The organism is Leisingera daeponensis DSM 23529, from assembly GCF_000473145.1.
GTDB classification, from domain to species: domain Bacteria; phylum Pseudomonadota; class Alphaproteobacteria; order Rhodobacterales; family Rhodobacteraceae; genus Leisingera; species Leisingera daeponensis.
In genome coordinates, this window is the sequence record NZ_KI421500.1 from 2,768,583 (window position 1) to 2,787,249 (window position 18,667).

The 18,667-nt window shown below is 62.8% G+C and carries 15 protein-coding genes; 9 read left to right on the forward strand and 6 right to left on the reverse strand.

Going from position 1 to position 18,667, the window contains the following annotated elements:
- Position 1: 1 nt before the first annotated feature.
- From ubiB to DAEP_RS22785, 3 genes are all read left to right on the forward strand, one after another.
- Positions 2 to 1,531: a 2-polyprenylphenol 6-hydroxylase gene (gene ubiB / locus DAEP_RS0114065; protein ID WP_027245079.1), complete on the forward strand. Its 1,530-nt coding sequence runs from the start codon at positions 2 to 4 to the stop codon at positions 1,529 to 1,531.
- A gap of 777 nt (positions 1,532 to 2,308) precedes the next feature.
- Positions 2,309 to 5,620, forward strand: a complete 3,312-nt coding sequence (locus tag DAEP_RS22780; RefSeq protein WP_027245080.1) for a chemotaxis protein CheB — start codon at positions 2,309 to 2,311, stop codon at positions 5,618 to 5,620.
- 165 nt (positions 5,621 to 5,785) lie between these two features.
- Positions 5,786 to 6,925, forward strand: coding sequence for an ATP-binding protein (locus DAEP_RS22785; RefSeq protein ID WP_036760690.1), 1,140 nt, complete (start codon positions 5,786 to 5,788; stop codon positions 6,923 to 6,925).
- Positions 6,926 to 7,000: 75 nt separating this feature from the next.
- On the opposite strand, the gene DAEP_RS0114080 is transcribed toward DAEP_RS22785, so the two are convergent.
- Positions 7,001 to 7,387 carry a response regulator gene (locus DAEP_RS0114080; protein WP_154665065.1) on the reverse strand — a complete coding sequence of 129 codons (387 nt, stop codon included), beginning with the start codon at positions 7,385 to 7,387 and terminating at the stop codon, positions 7,001 to 7,003.
- Positions 7,388 to 7,642: 255 nt separating this feature from the next.
- Positions 7,643 to 8,818 carry an acetyl-CoA C-acyltransferase family protein gene (locus DAEP_RS0114085; RefSeq protein ID WP_027245081.1) on the reverse strand — a complete coding sequence of 392 codons (1,176 nt, stop codon included), beginning with the start codon at positions 8,816 to 8,818 and terminating at the stop codon, positions 7,643 to 7,645.
- 203 nt (positions 8,819 to 9,021) lie between these two features.
- Here DAEP_RS0114085 and DAEP_RS0114090 point away from each other — a divergent pair, with 203 nt between their 5' ends.
- Together DAEP_RS0114090 and DAEP_RS0114095 are read left to right on the forward strand one after the other, a co-directional pair.
- Complete coding sequence (locus DAEP_RS0114090) at positions 9,022 to 9,588, forward strand: helix-turn-helix domain-containing protein (RefSeq protein ID WP_008556083.1); 567 nt, start codon at positions 9,022 to 9,024, stop codon at positions 9,586 to 9,588.
- A 273-nt stretch (positions 9,589 to 9,861) separates the two neighbouring features.
- A complete protein-coding gene (locus tag DAEP_RS0114095) occupies positions 9,862 to 10,068 on the forward strand; it encodes a cold-shock protein (protein WP_008554505.1) in 207 nt (68 codons plus the stop codon).
- A 64-nt stretch (positions 10,069 to 10,132) separates the two neighbouring features.
- On the opposite strand, the gene DAEP_RS0114100 is transcribed toward DAEP_RS0114095, so the two are convergent.
- On the reverse strand, positions 10,133 to 10,534 hold the full coding sequence (locus DAEP_RS0114100) for a VOC family protein (RefSeq protein WP_027245082.1): 402 nt from the start codon (positions 10,532 to 10,534) through the stop codon (positions 10,133 to 10,135).
- A gap of 163 nt (positions 10,535 to 10,697) precedes the next feature.
- On the opposite strand from DAEP_RS0114100, the gene DAEP_RS0114105 reads away from it, so the two are divergent.
- Positions 10,698 to 11,882 carry a glycine C-acetyltransferase gene (locus DAEP_RS0114105; RefSeq protein ID WP_027245083.1) on the forward strand — a complete coding sequence of 395 codons (1,185 nt, stop codon included), beginning with the start codon at positions 10,698 to 10,700 and terminating at the stop codon, positions 11,880 to 11,882.
- Positions 11,883 to 11,899: 17 nt separating this feature from the next.
- Positions 11,900 to 12,928, forward strand: a complete 1,029-nt coding sequence (gene tdh / locus DAEP_RS0114110) for an L-threonine 3-dehydrogenase (protein ID WP_027245084.1) — start codon at positions 11,900 to 11,902, stop codon at positions 12,926 to 12,928.
- Between the two features lie 78 nt (positions 12,929 to 13,006).
- Here the strand turns inward: tdh and DAEP_RS0114115 are convergent, their stop codons facing one another.
- Positions 13,007 to 13,735 (reverse strand): metallophosphoesterase family protein, encoded by a 729-nt coding sequence (locus DAEP_RS0114115; protein ID WP_027245085.1) that lies wholly within the window; start codon positions 13,733 to 13,735, stop codon positions 13,007 to 13,009.
- A 154-nt stretch (positions 13,736 to 13,889) separates the two neighbouring features.
- Here DAEP_RS0114115 and DAEP_RS0114120 point away from each other — a divergent pair, with 154 nt between their 5' ends.
- Positions 13,890 to 14,288, forward strand: coding sequence for a hypothetical protein (locus DAEP_RS0114120; RefSeq protein ID WP_027245086.1), 399 nt, complete (start codon positions 13,890 to 13,892; stop codon positions 14,286 to 14,288).
- 51 nt (positions 14,289 to 14,339) lie between these two features.
- Here the strand turns inward: DAEP_RS0114120 and serA are convergent, their stop codons facing one another.
- Together serA and DAEP_RS0114130 are read right to left on the reverse strand one after the other, a co-directional pair.
- Entirely contained in the window at positions 14,340 to 15,935 is a 1,596-nt protein-coding gene (gene serA / locus DAEP_RS0114125; RefSeq protein ID WP_008556385.1) for a phosphoglycerate dehydrogenase, read from the reverse strand.
- Between the two features lie 173 nt (positions 15,936 to 16,108).
- The gene (locus DAEP_RS0114130; RefSeq protein WP_027245087.1) at positions 16,109 to 17,263 is read right to left on the reverse strand and encodes a phosphoserine transaminase; all 1,155 of its coding nucleotides are present in this window, start codon (positions 17,261 to 17,263) and stop codon (positions 16,109 to 16,111) included.
- Between the two features lie 280 nt (positions 17,264 to 17,543).
- On the opposite strand from DAEP_RS0114130, the gene serB reads away from it, so the two are divergent.
- Positions 17,544 to 18,419, forward strand: a complete 876-nt coding sequence (gene serB, locus DAEP_RS0114135) for a phosphoserine phosphatase SerB (protein WP_027245088.1) — start codon at positions 17,544 to 17,546, stop codon at positions 18,417 to 18,419.
- The last annotated feature ends 248 nt before the right edge of the window (positions 18,420 to 18,667 follow it).

The following is an 18,667-nucleotide window of genomic DNA, read 5'->3' on the forward strand; positions in this document are numbered from 1 at the left end:
CATGAGAGGTCCTCATAATATCCTGCGCCTAATCCGGACAGGCGCCACTTTCGAGCGCACGGGCGCCATGCATTCGGTGCTGGAGGCGTTCGAGGCGCCCAAACCTCTGCGCCTCCTGGCGCGCACCCTGGGCTGGCCGTTCAAATGGCTGGGCTACAAGGGCGACCCTGCTATGCCGCCGGAGACCCGCGCACTGAACGCTCTGGGGCCGGCCTATATCAAGTTCGGACAGGTGCTTTCGACCCGCCCCGACGTGGTGGGAAAGGATTTGGCCAATCAGCTGCGCGTGCTGCAGGACAAGCTGCCGCCGTTTTCCCGCGCCCAGGCACTGGCCGAAGTGGAAAAGGAACTGGGACGCCCGGCCTCGGAGATCTTCTCCGATTTCAGTGATCCGGTCGCCGCCGCCTCGATCGCACAGGTGCACCGGGCGACACTGGCCGAAACCGGCGAGGAAGTCGCCGTCAAGGTGCTGCGCCCCGGGATCGAGCGCGCCTTCAACCGCGACGTAGACGCCTTCTATTTCGCGGCCCGCATCGTGGACCTGTTCGCCCCAAGCGCCCGCCGCCTGAAGCCGATGGACGTGATTGAGCATTTCGACGGCGTGGTTCAGGGTGAACTGGACCTGCGGCTGGAAAGCGCCGCCGCCTCGGAATTTGCTGCCAACACCGCCAAGGACGAGGGCTTTCAGCTGCCGGAGATCCGCTGGGCCTATTCCGCCCGCCGGGTGATGACCATGGGCTGGGCCGACGGCATCCCGCTGGGCGATAATGACGCGCTGGACGCGGCAGGCCACGACCGCAGGCTGCTGGCCAACCGGGTGCTGTCGCTGTTCCTGCGCCATGCGCTGCGGGACGGCTATTTCCATGCCGACATGCATCAAGGCAATCTCAAGGTCGCCGCCAACGGTGATATCATCGCCTATGACTTCGGCATCATGGGCCATATCGACGAATACACCCGCCGGGTTTATGCAGAAATCCTCTACGGCTTCATCAAACGCGACTACAAACGCGTGGCCGAGGTGCATTTCGAGGCAGGCTATGTGCCCGCCAACCGGGACGTGGATGAATTCGCCCGTGCCCTGCGCGCGGTGGGCGAGCCGATATTCGGCATGGACGCCTCGCAGATTTCGATGGGCCGTCTGCTGAACTACCTGTTCGAAGTCACCGAACGCTTCGGCATGGAAACCCGTACAGAGCTGATCCTGCTGCAGCGCACAATGGTGGTGGTCGAGGGCGTTGCCCGCTCGCTGGATCCGCATATCAACATCTGGGAAGCGGCCCGGCCGGTGGTCGAGGACTACATCAAGAAATCCATCGGCCCCCGCGCCGTCGCCTCCGACTTGCTGGAGACCGCAAAGGTGATGGCCCGCTTCGGCCCGCGCCTGCCTGCGCTGGTGGAGCAGGCGCTGATTGCCCAGGCGGCGCAGAACGGTGCCCAGAACCGCAGCACCGGCAACTGGATTGCCCCAGCCGCCCTGGGCGCTGCCGGCGGCGCCGCCTTCTTTGCGGCCGTCGCCCTGCTGATCTGAGATCCGCCACCGGCAGCGGCGGCGCCCTTCTTTCTGGTCGGGAATACTCTGTTGGAGGGCGCATAGGCCGCAGGCCCACGGGGAAGCCCCCTCTCCGCCCGGCGGCTGATTCTGCCGGGATACAACGGGAGGCCCGCCCCGCCCGATCCGCTCCCATGTGTGGTTTTTCGTGTGCAACGCAGCCTGAATGCAGCGGAAAAACATATTCTATCACAGGTTGATTTGTCTTCATTTCCAGAATGTTGACTACAGTCAAAACCGGCAGCATGATGGCGGCAGGTTCGGGCTGGCCGCTTCTTCCGAAATCGCAGTATTGGCGAGGGAGATCTGGATCAGATCGTTCCTGAAGGAGATACTTGCGGCCAAATGCCAGATTATGGGTTTGCCCTCACCAACAACGGAACCGGGTCATGAGGCATCCGCGGAAAGCCCTGCATTTCAAAAGTGAAAGTTTGATGCCTTGCATGACGCGGGAACATTTTCGGGAGTTTGATCCCGACGCTGTCCCCGCCGGAGGCAGGCGCCAGGGCACCGGGGCCCCCGCAAGCGCGCATAACCCGTTCTGCAACATGGCGCTCGGGTCTGGCAGGGGCTTCCATGGTAGCGCGATTGTCATAAAACCAGTCTTTAACGGGCTTGCCTTCAATCCGGAAAATAACGGCCAGTCATTTAATTTTATTGATGAAATCCGCAGTGCACCCCAACCCGCTCAAATTCCCCGCGCGGGTCCGTGTGGGACAGAAAACAGCTAAAAGACGTTTGGAGACACATTTTCGGATGGAAGACCTCAACCAGGCTAGCAGTGCCGGAAAAACAGAATCTCAGCCCGAGAAGTCCGACGCGCGGGAGAAGGCCCGCAGCCAGGGGTTTCAGGTTGCAGGCATCGCGGCTTCTGCCGGAGGTCTGGAAGCGGTTTCCCTCCTAGTGCGGAACCTTCCCCGCTCCGCCAATGCGATCTATGTGATCGCCCAGCACATGTCGCCGACCCATAAAAGCGTGCTGACGTCGCTAATCGCGCAGGAAACCTCGCTGCCGGTTGTGGAACTGGGCCGTGTCACCGAACCCGAGGCCGGTACGATCTATGTCACACCGCCCGACACCGATGTGGTGTACGAAGGCGGTCAATTACGATTGCGTACCCCCGCGGGCCACCCGGCAACGCCGAAGCCGTCGGCCGACCGGCTGTTCAAAAGCCTCGCCGAAGAATGCGGCGAAAACTGCATCGGTATCGTGCTGTCGGGAACCGGGAGCGATGGCAGCTACGGTGTGCAGTCGATCCGCGAGGCCGGCGGCATCACCCTTGCCCAGGATCCCGGCACGGCGAAATATGACGGCATGCCAACCTCTGCGATTGAAACCGGTTGCATCGACCTGACGCTGACACCGGAACAAATTGGCGAGCACTTCGAGAAAATCTTGGCCAAGCCGCGTGACCTGGAACTGTTGCGCCCGGTTGCGGGTGAACCCAGCAAGCTGACCGAGCTGTTTGGCATCTTGCTGGCCCGCACCCAGGTCGATTTTGCCAACTACAAGGAAAACACCCTGAACCGCCGCATTGCCCGGCGGATGTCGGCATTGGGAATCGGCGACTACGAGAAATACGTCGACTATTGCCGGTCCAGCGTTGACGAGGTGGACGCGCTTCACCGCGACCTGCTTATTTCCGTCACCCGCTTCTTCCGCGACCCGGAACAGTTCCGCAAGCTTCACGAGCAGCTGGAAAGGCAGCTGGCAGAGCGCGGCCCCGGGCCGGTCCGGGTTTGGGTGGTCGGCTGCGCCACCGGCGAAGAGGCCTATTCGATTGCGATCCTGATCGCGGAGATCCTTGGCGGCATTCACGCCCTGACAAAAAGCAACGTGCAGATCTTTGCCACAGACATTGACCAGAACGCCATCGAAATAGCGCGAAAAGGGGTCTACCCGGTTTCCGCGGCGCAGGACATTCCGCTCAATTACCTGTCAGACTATTTCGTGGTCGGCGAAAGCGACATCACGGTCCGTCAGGAATTGCGCAATGTCACGCTGTTTTCTCGGCACAACGTTTTTCAGGATCCGCCGTTTATCAACGTCAACCTCGTCACGATCCGCAACGTGCTGATATACTTCAACCTTGCCTTGCAGGAGCGGGTCCTGACCAGGCTGCACTATTCCATGGCGACGGGCGGCCTGCTGTTTCTCGGCACTTCGGAGACCGTCGGCGAAATGGGTATCTACTTCGAGGCCCGCCAGGGATCCGACAAAATCTTCGGCAAGCGGCGCGGGATTTCCGGGGAATTGTCCGTCTCCTCCAGAACGCAGGGCAATGGCTATCTGCGGTCCCTCAACCTGCGCAAATCTGCCGAAAGGGCGGCAGCTGAACAGGCTGCGCAGGCAGACCTGTCACTGGCCCGTGCCGTTGCCCCCAACGGCATTATATGCACCCGAAACGGCGACATAATCGAAGTGCTGGGCGACATCAGTGTCTACAGCGAAATCCGCGCCGGCATGTCGACCTCGCTCAACGTAAAAATGCTGATCGAACCGCTGCGCACTGAGGCCTCCAGCCTCATCGCTGTCGCGCTCCGCAACGAGCAACGCCGCGACGGCCGCTGGCACAATGTCTCGCTGCCCACCGGCAACCGCGCTCAGCTGCAGGCCTTTCCGTTCCACAGCCGGAACGGCGGCGAGGTGCATTGCCTGCTTGCAATCAACACCAAATTCGAAGAGCAGAAAGAATACAGCTTCGAAGAAATTTCCGACCGCGACCAGCGCGACTACGTTGAGCGGATGGAGATGGAAATCCGCTCAACCCAAGAGGCGCTGCAGCAGACCATCGAGGAATTGCAGACCGCCAATGAGGAACTGCAGTCCGCGAATGAAGAACTGCAGTCCACCAATGAGGAATTCCAGGCCACCAACGAGGAGCTGGAAACCTCCAACGAGGAGCTGCAGTCCACAAACGAGGAATTGCTGACCGTCAACGAAGAGCTGCAGATCAGCTCGGCAGAACGCCAGGCGCTGTCCTCGGAGCTTGAGGCCATGCTGGACTCCTCTCCCTATGCGGTGGCGCTGGCAGACCAGGCGCTAATCATCCGCCGCGCCTCGCGCATGGCCCAGGAATTGCTGGGTATCAGCGAGCTTCCGCCCACCGGCTTGCACCTCAGCCAATGCAACCTGCCGCGCGGGTTCCCGGCTCTGGCGCCGATCGCCAATGCGGTTCTGCGGCTGCAGCAGACCCGGCGCATACCGGTGCTGTCGGGCGGCCGCTACTACACGCTGGTCATGTCACCGGTGCTGGACGTGCATCACAAGCAGATCGGCATTTCTATCACCGTCACCCGCTTTGATATTGAACCCTTCTACAACGTGCTCCGGCTGGTCAGTAAGGTCGCCAGGGTGGGCTTTTGGACCCATAATCTGGATTCCGGAGAGACCCATCTGTCGCCGGAGGCCAAGGAGATTTTCGGGATCGGGCATAGCCCTAGCGCCCCGTCTTTCGACGATATACTTGCCCGCGCGCACCCCGAAGACCAGCCGTTCCTAAGGTCCTCGCTCGCCAAGCTGCAGAAGGACGGCGGCTCCTTCGAATTCGAAGCGCGGTTCTTTGACGATTCGGGCGATGCCAGCTGGCTGAAGGGCAGCATGACCGTGTTTCAGGATTCTCATGGCGAAATCGTCCAATTTATCGGCGTTTGCTGGGACAAGGACGAAGTGGACGACCGGGAATTGCTGATTGACTGCGGTGCCGCGATACAAGACCGCCTTTCCATCGGCGTGTTTTCCATTGACGCTGTGAACAACGTGCCTTCCTGGAACCCGGCAATGTTCTACCTGCTTGGCTATGATCCGGAAACAACCCGGCCTTCGGTGGAGCTTTTGCTGGAGCAGGTCCACCCGGACGACCGGGCCGCTGCCAGAACCGGATTGCGGAATGTGCAGGTCGAGGGCCAGCCTTTACATCACCCGTTGCGGCTGCGCGCTTCGGACGGGACCTATCTGCGCGCGCTTCTGTTTGCACAAGCCAAACGGGAAAAAGATGGCCGGATCTCCCAAGTGTACGGCGGTTTGCAGCTAACAGTCACTGGCTCCGAACAGGCATCGGGCGCTTAGACGCACGATGTCAGCAGCCATGGAGGACCAACCGATCAAAGACAGGCCCCGCATTCCGGCCGCACCGCACGCAACCGGATTTTGCTGCTTGTGCAAGTGCCGCGTGCCATCCGTCCGCCAACCGTCCCGCATGCGGCAAGCGCAATTTCTGCAGAGGTGCCGCTAATGCTGCCTGAAGACGCGGACGTGAACGCCGATGTGTTGGGCAACGCCTTTCTTGCCTCCCCTTACGGGTCGTTCATCCTGAACTGGAATGGCCGCATCCTTGTCTGCAACCGGCGGGCAGAACGCAGTTTCTGCCCCTTTTCCCCGGCTGGCAGCGGCGCCTTGACCGGCACATCCTTCAGCGAATTGACCCTTTGGGACCGGGACGATGTTATATCCAGCCTGCGCAAAGGCGCCGCTTCCGGCTCGGTGTCCTTTCCCATGGCCGCGGGCAATTTTATCGCGCCGCTTCCGGACACCGAATTCCGTGTCTCGCTGCTGCGTTCGGCCACCAAGGGCGAACGGCTGATCCTGCTGACCCAGGATCAGCTGCGGCTGACAGCGGACAGGCTGCGGCAGATGAACGAGATGCGCGGCAAGCTGCGCGGTGAATTGTCCACCGCCAAGGATGCCAATGCAAAGCTGCAGGAAACCCTTCTGTCGATGGAGGCCTTTGCCCATGCCGCCGCGCACGATCTGCGCACGCCGATCAACACCATGACCGGTTCCCTGCAATTCTTCTCTGAGCATTACAGCGCCGCGCTGCCGCAGACCGCCAGGGAGTTCTTGCAGCACATGGCCCGCGCCGCACGGCAAATGGACCAGCTGACGACGGAGCTGCTGGAGCATTCGGTATCAACCGCCTCCGGCACCAGCTTTCAGGAAGTTGTCATGGCAGATGCGGTTTCAGAAGCCTGCGACAGCCTGCACCAGGCGCTGCAGGAGTGCGGCGCCAAGACCCGCGTCCGGGGCGCGGACATCACGTTGCATGCGGATCCAACCTTGCTGCATCTGGTGCTGACCAACCTCCTGTCTAACGCAATCAAATACCGGGATCCGGCCCGTCGGCTGGAAATCACCATCAGCATGGAAGGCACCGGACGGGAGCACTGGACGTTGTCGGTTGCCGACAACGGCACGGGGTTTGATCCGCGGGAGAAGCACCGGATCCTTCAGCCGTTCCACCGGGTGCACCGCGAAATCGAAGGCAGCGGAATCGGGCTGTCCACGTGTGCCGAGATTTGCCGCCGCCACTCCTGGAAGTTCACTGCCGATGCCGAACCCGGCAAGGGCGCCACTTTCAAGATTTCCTGCGGCTAAGGCCGGCAGCGCGCCGCCTGGACACGAAAAACAGGGCGTCTGGAAGGGCCGCGGAGACCCGCCTCGCCGCCCTGGTCAGCTTGCCGCCATGGCGGGAACCCGCCCGGTCACATGGTCGACCATGCTGAGGAGATCGGACAGGTTGACCGGTTTTCGCAGCACCCAGCGGATATTGCGGCTGAGGCTGAACAATTCGCCGCCCGAAAACAGGCGGCTGCCGGTGATGCAGACCACTGGAATATCCGGGCGCAGCAGAGCGGCGTAATCTGCCACTGGCAGCGACATCTCCTCCCCGATCTTCAGGTCCAGCACCAGCACGTCGAGGGGCAATTCGGTCAATGCAGAGATGGCGTCGCTGCAGCTGGTGACGGCGGTCACGTCATATCCGGCTTCCTGCAGCGCCATGTTGAAAGTGAAGCGGACGCCGGCGTCGTCCTCCAGAAGCAAAACTTTGGCTGTCACATTGATACCCTGTACCGGCGTGGCTGGTGCCGGGATCACGCGGCCTTGGCGCATTCACGGCTGTTCGTTTAACCCCGACATGTGAATTTCGAAGCAAATTTTCAAAACCACCGTGAACCGCCATGCGTTCATAAGGGATATCTTCTTCTACTTAAAATTGCACAGCCTGTACATCTCACCCGCATAATCTTTTCGTAAAAGCCGTGCGTCCCGGCAAGGGGAGCTTTGGGAAACCGCCCCTTGCCGCGCTTACCGTCAGAGCCGTTCAATCGCCAGCGCGATGCCTTGCCCGCCGCCGATGCACATGGTGATCAACCCCTTGGAACCGCCAGTCCGCTCCAATTCATAAAGCGTTTTCAGGGTGATAATCGCACCGGTGGCCCCCACTGGATGGCCCAGAGCAATGGCGCCGCCGTTGGGGTTAACCTTGGCCGGGTCCAGTCCCAGCTCTTTGTTCACTGCCAGCGCCTGCGCTGCAAAGGCTTCGTTGGATTCGATCACATCGAAGTCGCCAGCCGACAGGCCGGTCCTCTCCAAGAGGTTGCGCACCGCGGGCACCGGACCGATCCCCATCACCTCGGGGCGCACGCCGGCATGGGCATAGCCCAGGATCCGCGCCTTGGGCTTCAGCCCCGCTTTCTCTGCCGCCGCAGCCGTGGCCAGGACCATGGCCGCCGCGCCATCGTTGATTCCGCTGGCATTTCCGGCGGTTACGCGGCCGTCCTTCTGGAACACCGCCCTAAGCCCGGCCAGCGCTTCCGGCGTCGTGGCCTTTGGGTGTTCGTCCACCTCAAAGGGCACCAGGTCGCGTTTCACCTTCACATCAACGGGGGTGATCTGCGATTTGAAGTGCCCGGCCTCGATCGCTGCCGCAGCGCGGGTCTGGCTGGTGAGTGCGAACTCATCCATCTGCTCGCGGGTGATCTCATGCTCCTCCGCCACATTCTCTGCCGTCACCCCCATATGGCCGGTGCCGAAGGGACAGTTCAGCGCGCCCAGCATCATGTCGAGCGACTTCACGTCGCCCATCTTCGCGCCCCAGCGGCTTTGCTGGATGATGTAGGGGCTGCGCGACATGTTTTCGGCGCCGCCGGCCAGTGCGAACTCCGCGTCGCCCATGGCAAGGGATTGATAAGCTGAGATAATTGCCTGAACGCCGGAGCCGCAAAGGCGGTTCACGTTCATCGCCGGAACCGCATCCGGCACCCCGGCCTGCATGGCGGCAACGCGGCTCAGGTACATATCGCGCGGCTCTGTATTGATGATGTGGCCGAACACCACATGGCCGATCTGGCCGCCCTCGACGCCGGAGCGTTCCAGCGCGGCCTTGGAGACCGTCGTGGCCAGGTCGATCGGCGCAGTGCCCGCCAGCGCGCCGCCAAAAGTGCCGATGGCGGTGCGGGCGCCGTCCAGGATCACGATGTCATTCATACTCTCTCTCCTCGTCAGATTTGCCCCATCATGCACCCGCAGCATTGATCTGTCTGCTGATACGTGCCGTCATCAAAACGCGGCGTCACCAGTCTGTCACCCTCCATGCACCCCCTGTGCACCCCCTGTGCACCGCCGCAGCGCGGCATCGCCGTGTGCGGGAACATTTGACAAATCAGCCGCATCAGCGCAGAGAATCCGTCATGACGGAAAACACAGACGATATCCTGACCCTGCTGCCCGCCCGCTTGAAGGAGGCGCGCCGCGCCCAGGGCCTGAGCCTGGAGGCGGTGGCGAATCTCTCCGGCGTCAGCCGCTCGATGGTGAGCCAGATCGAGCGCGGTGAAAGTTCCCCCACCATTGCGACGCTGTGGAACCTGACCCGCGCGTTGCAGGTAGACTTTGCCGGGTTGCTGGAGTCGGGCGACATGCAGGACCGGATCGAAGTGCTGCGCGCCGCGGATGTGCCCAAGATTGAGAACATGGGCCAAGGCTGCCGCATCCGCATCCTGTCGCCGCCGGAAGAGGCCGGCGGGCATGAGGTTTATGACATCCGGTTCGACCAGGGCGGCGCGCTGGTCAGCCAGCCGCACACCCGAGGCGCGGTGGAGCAGCTGACGGTGCTGGAAGGCGAAATCGCAGTGAGTTCAGGCAATGCCAAGGACCAGCTGCAGGCCGGCGACACCGCCCGCTATGCCGCAGATGTCGCGCATTCGATCACCGCCCCCGAGGGGCCCGCACGGGTGTTTCTGATTGTGAAGAACGCTTGACGCGGGTGACTGCGTTCAGGCGGGCCCTGCGCGTGTCCTTGCGTGAAAGGTAAAAGCGGTTTGAAAGCCTGCATCGGCAGGAAAGTCCCTTATCGGGTCTTATTCGAACAAACCCCTTGAACGACTCGGGACAACGGCCCATATGTGGTCCGCTTACGTTATTCTTGTCGATCCACTGTCTCCCGCTCTGCGGCGTTTTCAGTCTCTCGATCCAGACCGACTACGCCAGGCTGCCGCACTTCCGCGGGCAGCAATCATCAGGAGACTACGGATATGGCCACTGGCACCGTAAAATGGTTCAACACCACCAAAGGCTTCGGCTTCATCGCACCCGACGGCGGCAGCAAAGATGTGTTCGTTCACATCTCCGCAGTTGAGCGCTCCGGCCTGACCGGCCTGGCGGACAACCAGAAAGTCACCTTCGACATCGAAGCAGGCCGTGACGGCCGCGAGTCGGCGGTGAATCTGCAGCTGGCATAAGCCGCGCAGACTTGCACATTTGAAACGCGGTCCCTGAAAGGGGGCCGCGTTTTCTTTTGGGCTGTCAGCCTTTGTTCTTTTCATCCCAGAGTTTGGGCTCCCAAAGCTCCACTTTGTTGCCTTCGGGGTCCAGCACCCAGGCAAAGCGGCCGTTTTCATGGGTTTGCGGCCCCTGCAGGATGGAAATGCCCGCCGCGGACAGCTGCGCGATCATGCCGTCCATGTCGTCGATCCGGTAGTTGATCATGAACGTTGCGGTGCTGGGGGCGAACCATGTGCCGTCCGGGTCGGCAGTGGCCCAGACAGTCAGGCCGCCGTCCTCTGCCCTGTCGTCCTGCCAGTTGAGCACGGCGCCACCGAATTCCTCCAGCTCAAGTCCCAGATGATCCCGGTACCATGCCGCCAGCGTCTTGGCATCGCCGCGCGCCTTGATGAATACGCCGCCAATTCCCGTGACTCTTGCCATGTCTGCAATCCTCCCTAGTTCGGGGGCAGATAGTCCGGTTTGGCGGAATTTCACCGGCCGCATCCAGTTTCACGGATTTTTTTCCGCAATCCTGAAATCCTGCATTCCGGAAACACATCCGCTATGCTAGACGTGCGACTCGAGACACCAAGGGAGTTTGCGCATGTCCACTGCTTTTCTGACCGACATCTCCAACACGCTGGCCCAGATCGAGGCCGAGGGGCTGTACAAGCGCGAGCGAATGATCACCTCCCCGCAGGGGGGCGAGATCACGGTTGGCGGGCGTCAGGTGATCAACCTATGCGCCAACAACTATCTGGGTCTGGCCGACCACCCTGCCCTGATCAAAGCCGCCAGGGACGCGATGGAGCCAAAGGGGTTCGGCATGGCCTCAGTCAGGTTCATCTGCGGCACCCAGGACATTCACCGGGAGCTGGAGCAGAGGCTGGCACAGTTCTTGGGCAAAGATGACGCGATCCTGTTTGCTGCCTGTTTCGACGCCAATGGCGGGCTGTTCGAGCCGCTCTTGGGGCCGGAGGATGCGATCATTTCGGACTCGCTGAACCATGCGTCGATCATCGACGGCATCCGGCTGTGCAAGGCCAAGCGTTACCGCTATCTCAACAGCGATATGAACGACCTGGAGGCCTGGCTGAAACAGGCCCGCGAGGATGGCGCGCGGCATATCATGATCGCCACCGACGGCGTGTTCTCAATGGACGGCTATCTGGCCAAGCTGCCGGAAATCCGGGCCCTGGCGGACAAATACGACGCCATCGTGATGGTGGATGACTGCCACGCCACCGGCTTCATGGGCAAGACCGGCGCCGGCACGCCGGAGCATTTCGGAGTGGACGCGGACATCCTGACGGGAACCTTGGGCAAAGCACTTGGGGGGGCCATCGGCGGTTATATCGCCGGGCCGCAGCCAGTGATCGACCTGCTGCGGCAGCGGGCGCGGCCCTATCTGTTCTCCAATTCGCTGCCGCCCGCCATCGTTGCTGCCGGGCTGGAGGCGATCCGGCTGGTGGAAGAAGGGGACGAACTGCGGGCGCAGCTGTTCGAGAACGCGAAATGCTGGCGCACCGGGCTGGAAAAGCTTGGGTTTGACCTGCTGCCGGGCGAGCATCCGATCATCCCGGTGATGCTGGGCGAAGCGCAGCTGGCGCAGGACATGGCGGCCCGGCTGTTTGACGAAGGCGTCTATGTCTCCGGGTTCTTCTTCCCGGTGGTGCCGCGCGGGCAGGCCCGTATCCGAACTCAGATGAACGCGACGCTGACGCAGGAGGAACTGGACCGCGCGCTGGCGGCGTTCGGCAAGGCGGGCAAGGAACTGGGGGTGATCTGATGAGCCGTCCGAACACGATGAAGGCGCTGGAAAAGAGCCGCGCGGAAGAAGGCCTGTGGATGGTGCAGGCGCCGGTGCCGGAGATCGGCCCGGACGAGGTGCTGATCAAGGTGAAGAAAACCGGCATCTGCGGCACCGACATCCACATCTGGAACTGGGACGACTGGGCCGCGCACACCGTGCCGGTGCCGATGATCACCGGGCATGAGTTTGCGGGCGAGATCGTCGAGATCGGGCGCAATGTCACCGATCTGGCGGTGGGGCAGCGCTGCTCCGGCGAGGGGCATCTGATCAAGACCGACTCGCGCCAGAGCCGCGCCGGCAAGTTTCACCTGGACCCCGGCACCCGCGGCATCGGGGTGAATGAGCAGGGGGCCTTTGCAGAGTATCTGAAGCTGCCGGCCTTTAACGTGGTGCCGTTGCCGGATGACATTCCGGACGAGATCGGCGCGATCCTGGACCCCCTGGGCAATGCGGTGCACACGGCGTTGAGCTTTGATCTTTTGGGCGAGGATGTCCTGATCACCGGAGCAGGCCCCATTGGCATCATGGCAGCGGCAGTGGCGAAACACGCCGGGGCGCGGCATGTGGTGATTACCGACATTAACCCGGACCGTTTGAAGCTGGCTGCGCATGTGGTGCCGGCGGTGCGCACGGTGGATGTGTCCAAGGAAGAGCTGCAGGATGTGATCCGGGAGCTGGGCATGAAGCAGGGCTTTGACGTCGGGCTGGAGATGTCCGGTTCGCAGGCTGCACTGGATCAGATGGTGGAGGCGCTGGTGATGGGCGGCAAGATTGCGCTTCTGGGCATCCCTCCGGGCAAGTCGCCGGTCGACTGGTCGCGGATCGTGTTCAAGGCGATCACTATAAAGGGGGTCTACGGGCGCGAGATGTTCGAGACCTGGTACAAGATGATCGCCATGCTGCAGAATGGGCTGGATGTGAGCCGGGTGATCACCCACCGGTTCGGGGTGGATGATTTCGCAGAGGGCTTTGCCGCGATGAAATCTGGCGCCAGCGGCAAGGTGGTGCTGGACTGGACGTGATAACGGGCTGAGGGGGCTTTACCCCCTCGCGCCTTGCGGCGCTCACCCCCAGAGTATTTGCGGAAAGATGAAAGCGGATCAGGGCGTCAGCGCCACTCTGCCCGCTTCCGTCAGCAGCCAGCAGTCGCGGCCTTCGAACACCGCGGCGCTGAGAGGGCGGCCGTAGCCGGCGCCGCTGTCGAGATTCACCCGGTTCCCCCGGTGCTCCGCCCGCCTGCCCGGGGTGTGGCCGTGCACCACCAGCCAGGGGTGGGCGCGCTCGTCGTTGAGGAACTCCTGGCGGATCCAGATCAGGTCGTCCTCGTTTTGGCTCTCCAGCGGCAGGCCGGGGCGGACGCCTGCGTGGACAAAAAGCAGCCCGCCTTCTTGGTGATAGGGTTTGAGGCGGGACAGAAAATCCAGATGCGCCTGCGGAACCGCGGCGCGGGCGCGGGCGTGGGTCTGGTAAATGCGGTCGCCGTCTTCCACCTCCACCCCATAGGACTGCAGCGTCTCAAGTCCGCCGATTTGCTCATGCAGCCAGTGATAGCCGACCAGCAGGCGGGCGTCGTTGCGCGGGTACTCCTCCAGAAACATCGAGAACATCCGGTCGTGGTTGCCCTTGAGACAGATCCAGTCACGCCCCTCGGCCTGCCCCCGGGCGAGCCGTTCGAGCACACCGCTGCTGTCCGGGCCGCGGTCGGTGTAGTCGCCGAGGAAGACGATACGGGCGCCCTCGCCGCCGTCGGCCTCGATCCGGGCCAGCGCCTGGTCGAGCATCTCCAGCTGTCCGTGGATGTCTCCTATGGCGTAGAGGGGGGCGGTCATGGCGGCTCCTTTGTGCGGATCTGCCGGAGTGATGGCGCATTGCGCCGCGCGGCTCAACCCCGGGAATGCAGGTGCGCGGCTGGCAATCCGGACAAAGCGCGCCACGTTACTGGCATCGGCAGTTTGCCATCAAGCTGAACAGGGAGAGTTGGAGATGGAGGGGATTGCGCGGTGGTTTATGCTGGCCGCGGTTGTGTCGGCGCTTGGCGGCATGATCTGGGGCATACAGATGTCGGCGAGCCAGGACCACCTGCTGTCGCCGGCCCATGGGCATCTGAACCTGCTGGGCTGGGTCAGCTGTTCGATCTATGCGTTTTATTACCACCTGCTGCCGGCCGCCGCCGGGGGCGCGCTGCCTCGTCTGCATCTGGGCGCGGCGCTGCTGGCGCTGGCGCTGCTGGTGCCGGGCATTCCGCTGGCCATCCAGGAGCGCGGCGAGGGGCTGGCGCAGGCGGGATCAGTGGCGGCGCTGTTGTCGATGCTGATCTTTGCCGCGGTTGTGCTGCGGCACCGGCCGGAAAAGGCAGTGTTTGCGCGCCAGAAGGGGCATTGAAAAAGCCCCCGCAGCGGTGGCGGGGGCTTTTGAGGTCTTGCGCAGGTCTGTTTAGACGACGTCGAACTCCAGCGGCTTGATCTGGTTGAACAGGCCGGTTTCGGCAAGCTTGGCGCGGATCTCAGCCGGGACGGGCTCATCCACGTAGAGCAGAGCGATGGCCTCGCCGCCGGCTTCGGCACGGCCCAGGGTGAAGTTTGCGATGTTGACGCCGTTGTCGCCCAGAGTTTGGCCCAGGGTGCCGATGATGCCCGGCACGTCCTCGTTGGTGGTGTAGAGCATATGCGCGCCCACATCCGCCTCGAGGTTGATGCCCTTGATCTGGATGAACCGCGGCTTGCCGTCGGAGAACACGGTGCCCGCCACCGAGCGCTCGCGCTTGGAGGTGACGGCAGTCACCTTAATATAGCCATCAAAGGCACCGGATTTGTCCTGGTTGGTGGTGGAGATCTGGATGCCGCGCTCCTTGGCCACCACCGGGGCGGAGACGAGGTTCACCTCGGGGTTGGAACGCTTCATGATGCCGGCGATCACCGCGCAGTTCAGCGCGTCCAGGTTCAGGCCGGCCGCCGCGCCGTCGTAGAGGATGTTGATCGCCTTGATCGGCTCGTCGGTCATCTGGCCGACGAAGCTGCCGAGGTGGTCGGCAAGCTTGATCCAGGGGCCCATGACCTTGGCTTCCTCAGCCGTCACCGACGGCATGTTGAGCGCGTTTTCAACCGCACCGGTCAGCAGGTAATTGGACATTTGCTCTGCCACCTGCAGGGCGACGTTTTCCTGCGCTTCGGTGGTGGCGGCGCCCAGGTGCGGGGTGCAGACCACGTTGGGCAGACCGAAGAGAGCGTTTTCCTTGGCCGGCTCCTCCGAGAAGACGTCGAAGGCGGCGCCGGCCACATGGCCGGAGGTCAGAAGCTCCGCCAGCGCGGCCTCATCCACCAAGCCGCCGCGGGCGCAGTTGATGATGCGCACGCCCTTCTTGGTCTTCTCCAGGTTTTCCTTGGACAGGATGTTGCGGGTCTGCTCGGTCAGCGGCACATGCAGGGTGATGAAGTCGGCGCGGGCGAGCAGCTCATCCAGCTCCACCTTTTCGACGCCCATCTTGTCAGCCTTTTCCTGGCTCAGATAGGGGTCATAGGCCACAACCTTCATCTTGAGGCCGCGGGCGCGATCGCAGACGATGCCGCCGATGTTGCCGGCGCCGATCACACCCAGGGTCTTGGCGGTCAGCTCCACGCCCATGAACTTGGACTTTTCCCACTTGCCGGCATGGGTGGAGGCGGAGGCCTCGGGCAGCTGGCGCGCCACCGCGAACATCATGGCGATGGCATGTTCGGCAGTGGTGATCATGTTGCCAAACGGTGTGTTCATGACAATGACGCCGCGCTTGGAGGCGGCTTCCCTGTCGATGTTGTCGGTGCCGATGCCGGCGCGGCCGATCACCTTGAGGTTATCGGCGTTCTCCAGGATCTTTTCCGTTACCTTGGTGGCGGAGCGGATGGCGAGGCCGTCATACTGGCCGATGATTTCCGCCAGTTTTTCCTTGTCCTTGCCCACGTCGGGCAGGAAGTCGACGTCGATGCCGCGGTCGCGGAAGATCTGAACGGCGGCCTCAGACAGCTTGTCGGAGATGAGAACTTTGGGAGCCATGATTGCGGTCCTTGTTGCGGGGGCCGTTGCGGCCGATTGTGCGAAGTTTTGTGCGAGGGCTGCGCCCGGCCCTGGGTGGGCGTGATGCGCCCTCCAGCCAAACCGAAGGTTCGCCTTCGGCAAAACGGGAGGGTCGGGCGCTGCCCGGCGGTACCGCCGGGCACAGGCGTTGTTCAGGCGGCTTCGGTCTGAGCCGCGATCTCGGCCTCGAAGGCCCATTTGATCCAGGGCATCAGCGCCGCCACGTCGGCAGCCTCAACTGTCCCGCCGCACCAGATGCGCAGTCCCGGAGGCGCGTCGCGGTAGGCGCCGATGTCATAGGCCACGCCTTCCGCTTCCAGACGCTTGGCCACGGCCTTGGCAAAGACGGCGCCGTCCTGGATGCGCTCATCGGTGAACTTGAGGCAGACGCTGGTGTTGGAGCGGTATTCCGGCTGTTCCGCCAGGAAGGCAATCCAAGGGTTGTCCTGCACAAAGCTTTGCACCGCGGCCAGGTTGGCGTAGGCGCGTTCGCGCAGGCCTTCCATCCCGCCCACCGAGCGGGCCCAGTCCAGCGCCAGAAGGTAGTCCTCCACCGCCAGCATCGAGGGCGTGTTGATGGTCTCGCCCTTGAAAATCCCTTCGATCAGCTTGCCGCCCTTGGTCAGGCGGAAGATTTTCGGCAGCGGCCAGGCTGGGGTGTAGCTTTCCAGCCGTTCGACCGCGCGGGGGCTGAGGATGATCATGCCGTGCGCCGCTTCGCCGCCCAGCACCTTCTGCCAGGAGAACGTGGTCACATCCAGCTTGTCCCAGGGCAGATGCTGCGCAAAGGCCGCGGAGGTCGCGTCGCAGATCGTCAGCCCTTCGCGGTCCGCCGGGATCCAGTCGCCGTTGGGTACGCGCACGCCGGAGGTGGTGCCGTTCCAGGTGAAAACAACGTCATTGGTGAAATCGACGGTGCCCAGGTCCACGATCCGGCCGTAATCGGCGGTCTTGACGGTGGCGTCCAGCTTGAGCTGTTTCACAACGTCGGTGACCCAGCCGGAGCCGAAGCTTTCCCAGGCCAGCATCTCGGTGCCGCGGGCGCCCAGCAGGTTCCACATCGCCATTTCCACCGCGCCGGTGTCCGAGGCCGGCACAATGCCGATTTTGTAGTCTGCGGGAATGTCCAGGATCTCGCGGGTGCCCTCGATCGCCGCCTTCAGCTTCTCCTTGCCAACCGCAGCGCGGTGCGAGCGGCCCAGCGGCGCGCCGGCAAGTTTCGACAGGTCAAAGACGGGAGGTTTGGCGCAGGGGCCCGAAGAAAAACGCGGATTGACCGGCCGCGATGCCGGTTGTGCAATAGCCATAAATGCTATCCTTCCAGATAAGCGCCCCTCGTTGGGGAGGGGTGTCCCGGGTACAGAGCTAGGCTGCTGCAGCGCGGCATGCAACAGAAAAAATCAGAAGAATGCGGCTGTTGGGATGTTTTTTGCGACATGATTTTCCACCATCGGAAACAGCCACCCTGAAATGGCGAACAGGACCGCTCCTTATGACGCCTCCGGTTTTGAACGGCTTTTTGCCATCTGGCCGATGCCCGGGCGGCCCGCTATGAGAAAGGGAATCCTGAGGAAACGGAGCCTGCCGATGTTTGTTGCCAGCCTGATCTGCAATCCAGCCAGCCCGGTGCTGGAGCCCGCCCTGCCCGAATCACTGCGCAATGCCTGGGGCGGCGGCGAGGCCATCTGGCTGGCCCCGGGCGTCGCGGCCGAGTTTGCGCTGGAGCAGATGCCGGACAACCGCTGGCAGGTCTGGGAGGATTTGCAGCAGATGGGTGTGGATCTGGTGATCCAGCCCGCCGACGGACGTAAGAAGAAGATGCTGCTGGCCGACATGGATTCGACCATGATCCAGCAGGAATGCATCGACGAGCTGGCCGAGGAAGCGGGTGTTGGCGCGCGGGTCAAGGACATCACCGCACGGGCAATGAACGGCGAGCTGGATTTCGAGGGCGCGCTGATCGAGCGGGTCGGGCTGCTGCAGGGGCTGCCGGAGACGGTAATCGGCAAGGTTCTGGACGAGCGCATCACCCTGATGCCGGGCGGCAGGCAGCTGCTGTCGGTGATGAAGGCAAATGGCGCGTATGCGGCGCTGGTGTCGGGCGGGTTCACGGCCTTCACCTCCAGGGTGGCGGCGGAGCTGGGCTTTGACGAGAACCGGGCCAACACGCTGCTGACGGAAGGCGGCAGGCTGACCGGCGAAGCGGCGCGGCCGATCCTGGGCCGCGAGGCCAAGGTGGAAGCGCTGGAGCAGATCACCGCCCGGCTGGGAATCGGCGAGGCGGATGTGATCGCGGTGGGCGACGGTGCCAACGACCTGGGCATGCTGAAACGCGCAGGCGCAGGCGTCGCGCTGCACGCCAAACCTTCGGTGGCGGCGGAATGCGATATCCGCATCAATCACGGCGACTTGACGGCGCTTCTGTATATCCAGGGCTATTCCGAGGCCGATATCAAAAGCTGAGCCCGTTCCAGGGGCCGCAGTCCGGGGCACTCCCGCGCCCGCAGGTGCGGCTGCTGGCGCAACCACCCCTTGGCGGCCTTGGGCCCGGCGCTGCGCACCTGCGCAGCGCCGGGCCCAACGGGAGGAGGCCTGTTCGCAGAACAGGCTGACGACAGGCGGGAGCCCCCTGTTCTTCGGCAGGGCCGCAAGGGCCGCGGACCTTGCGGCCCTGCAACGGAGTAGATTTAACACTTTCATTATTTAACAAA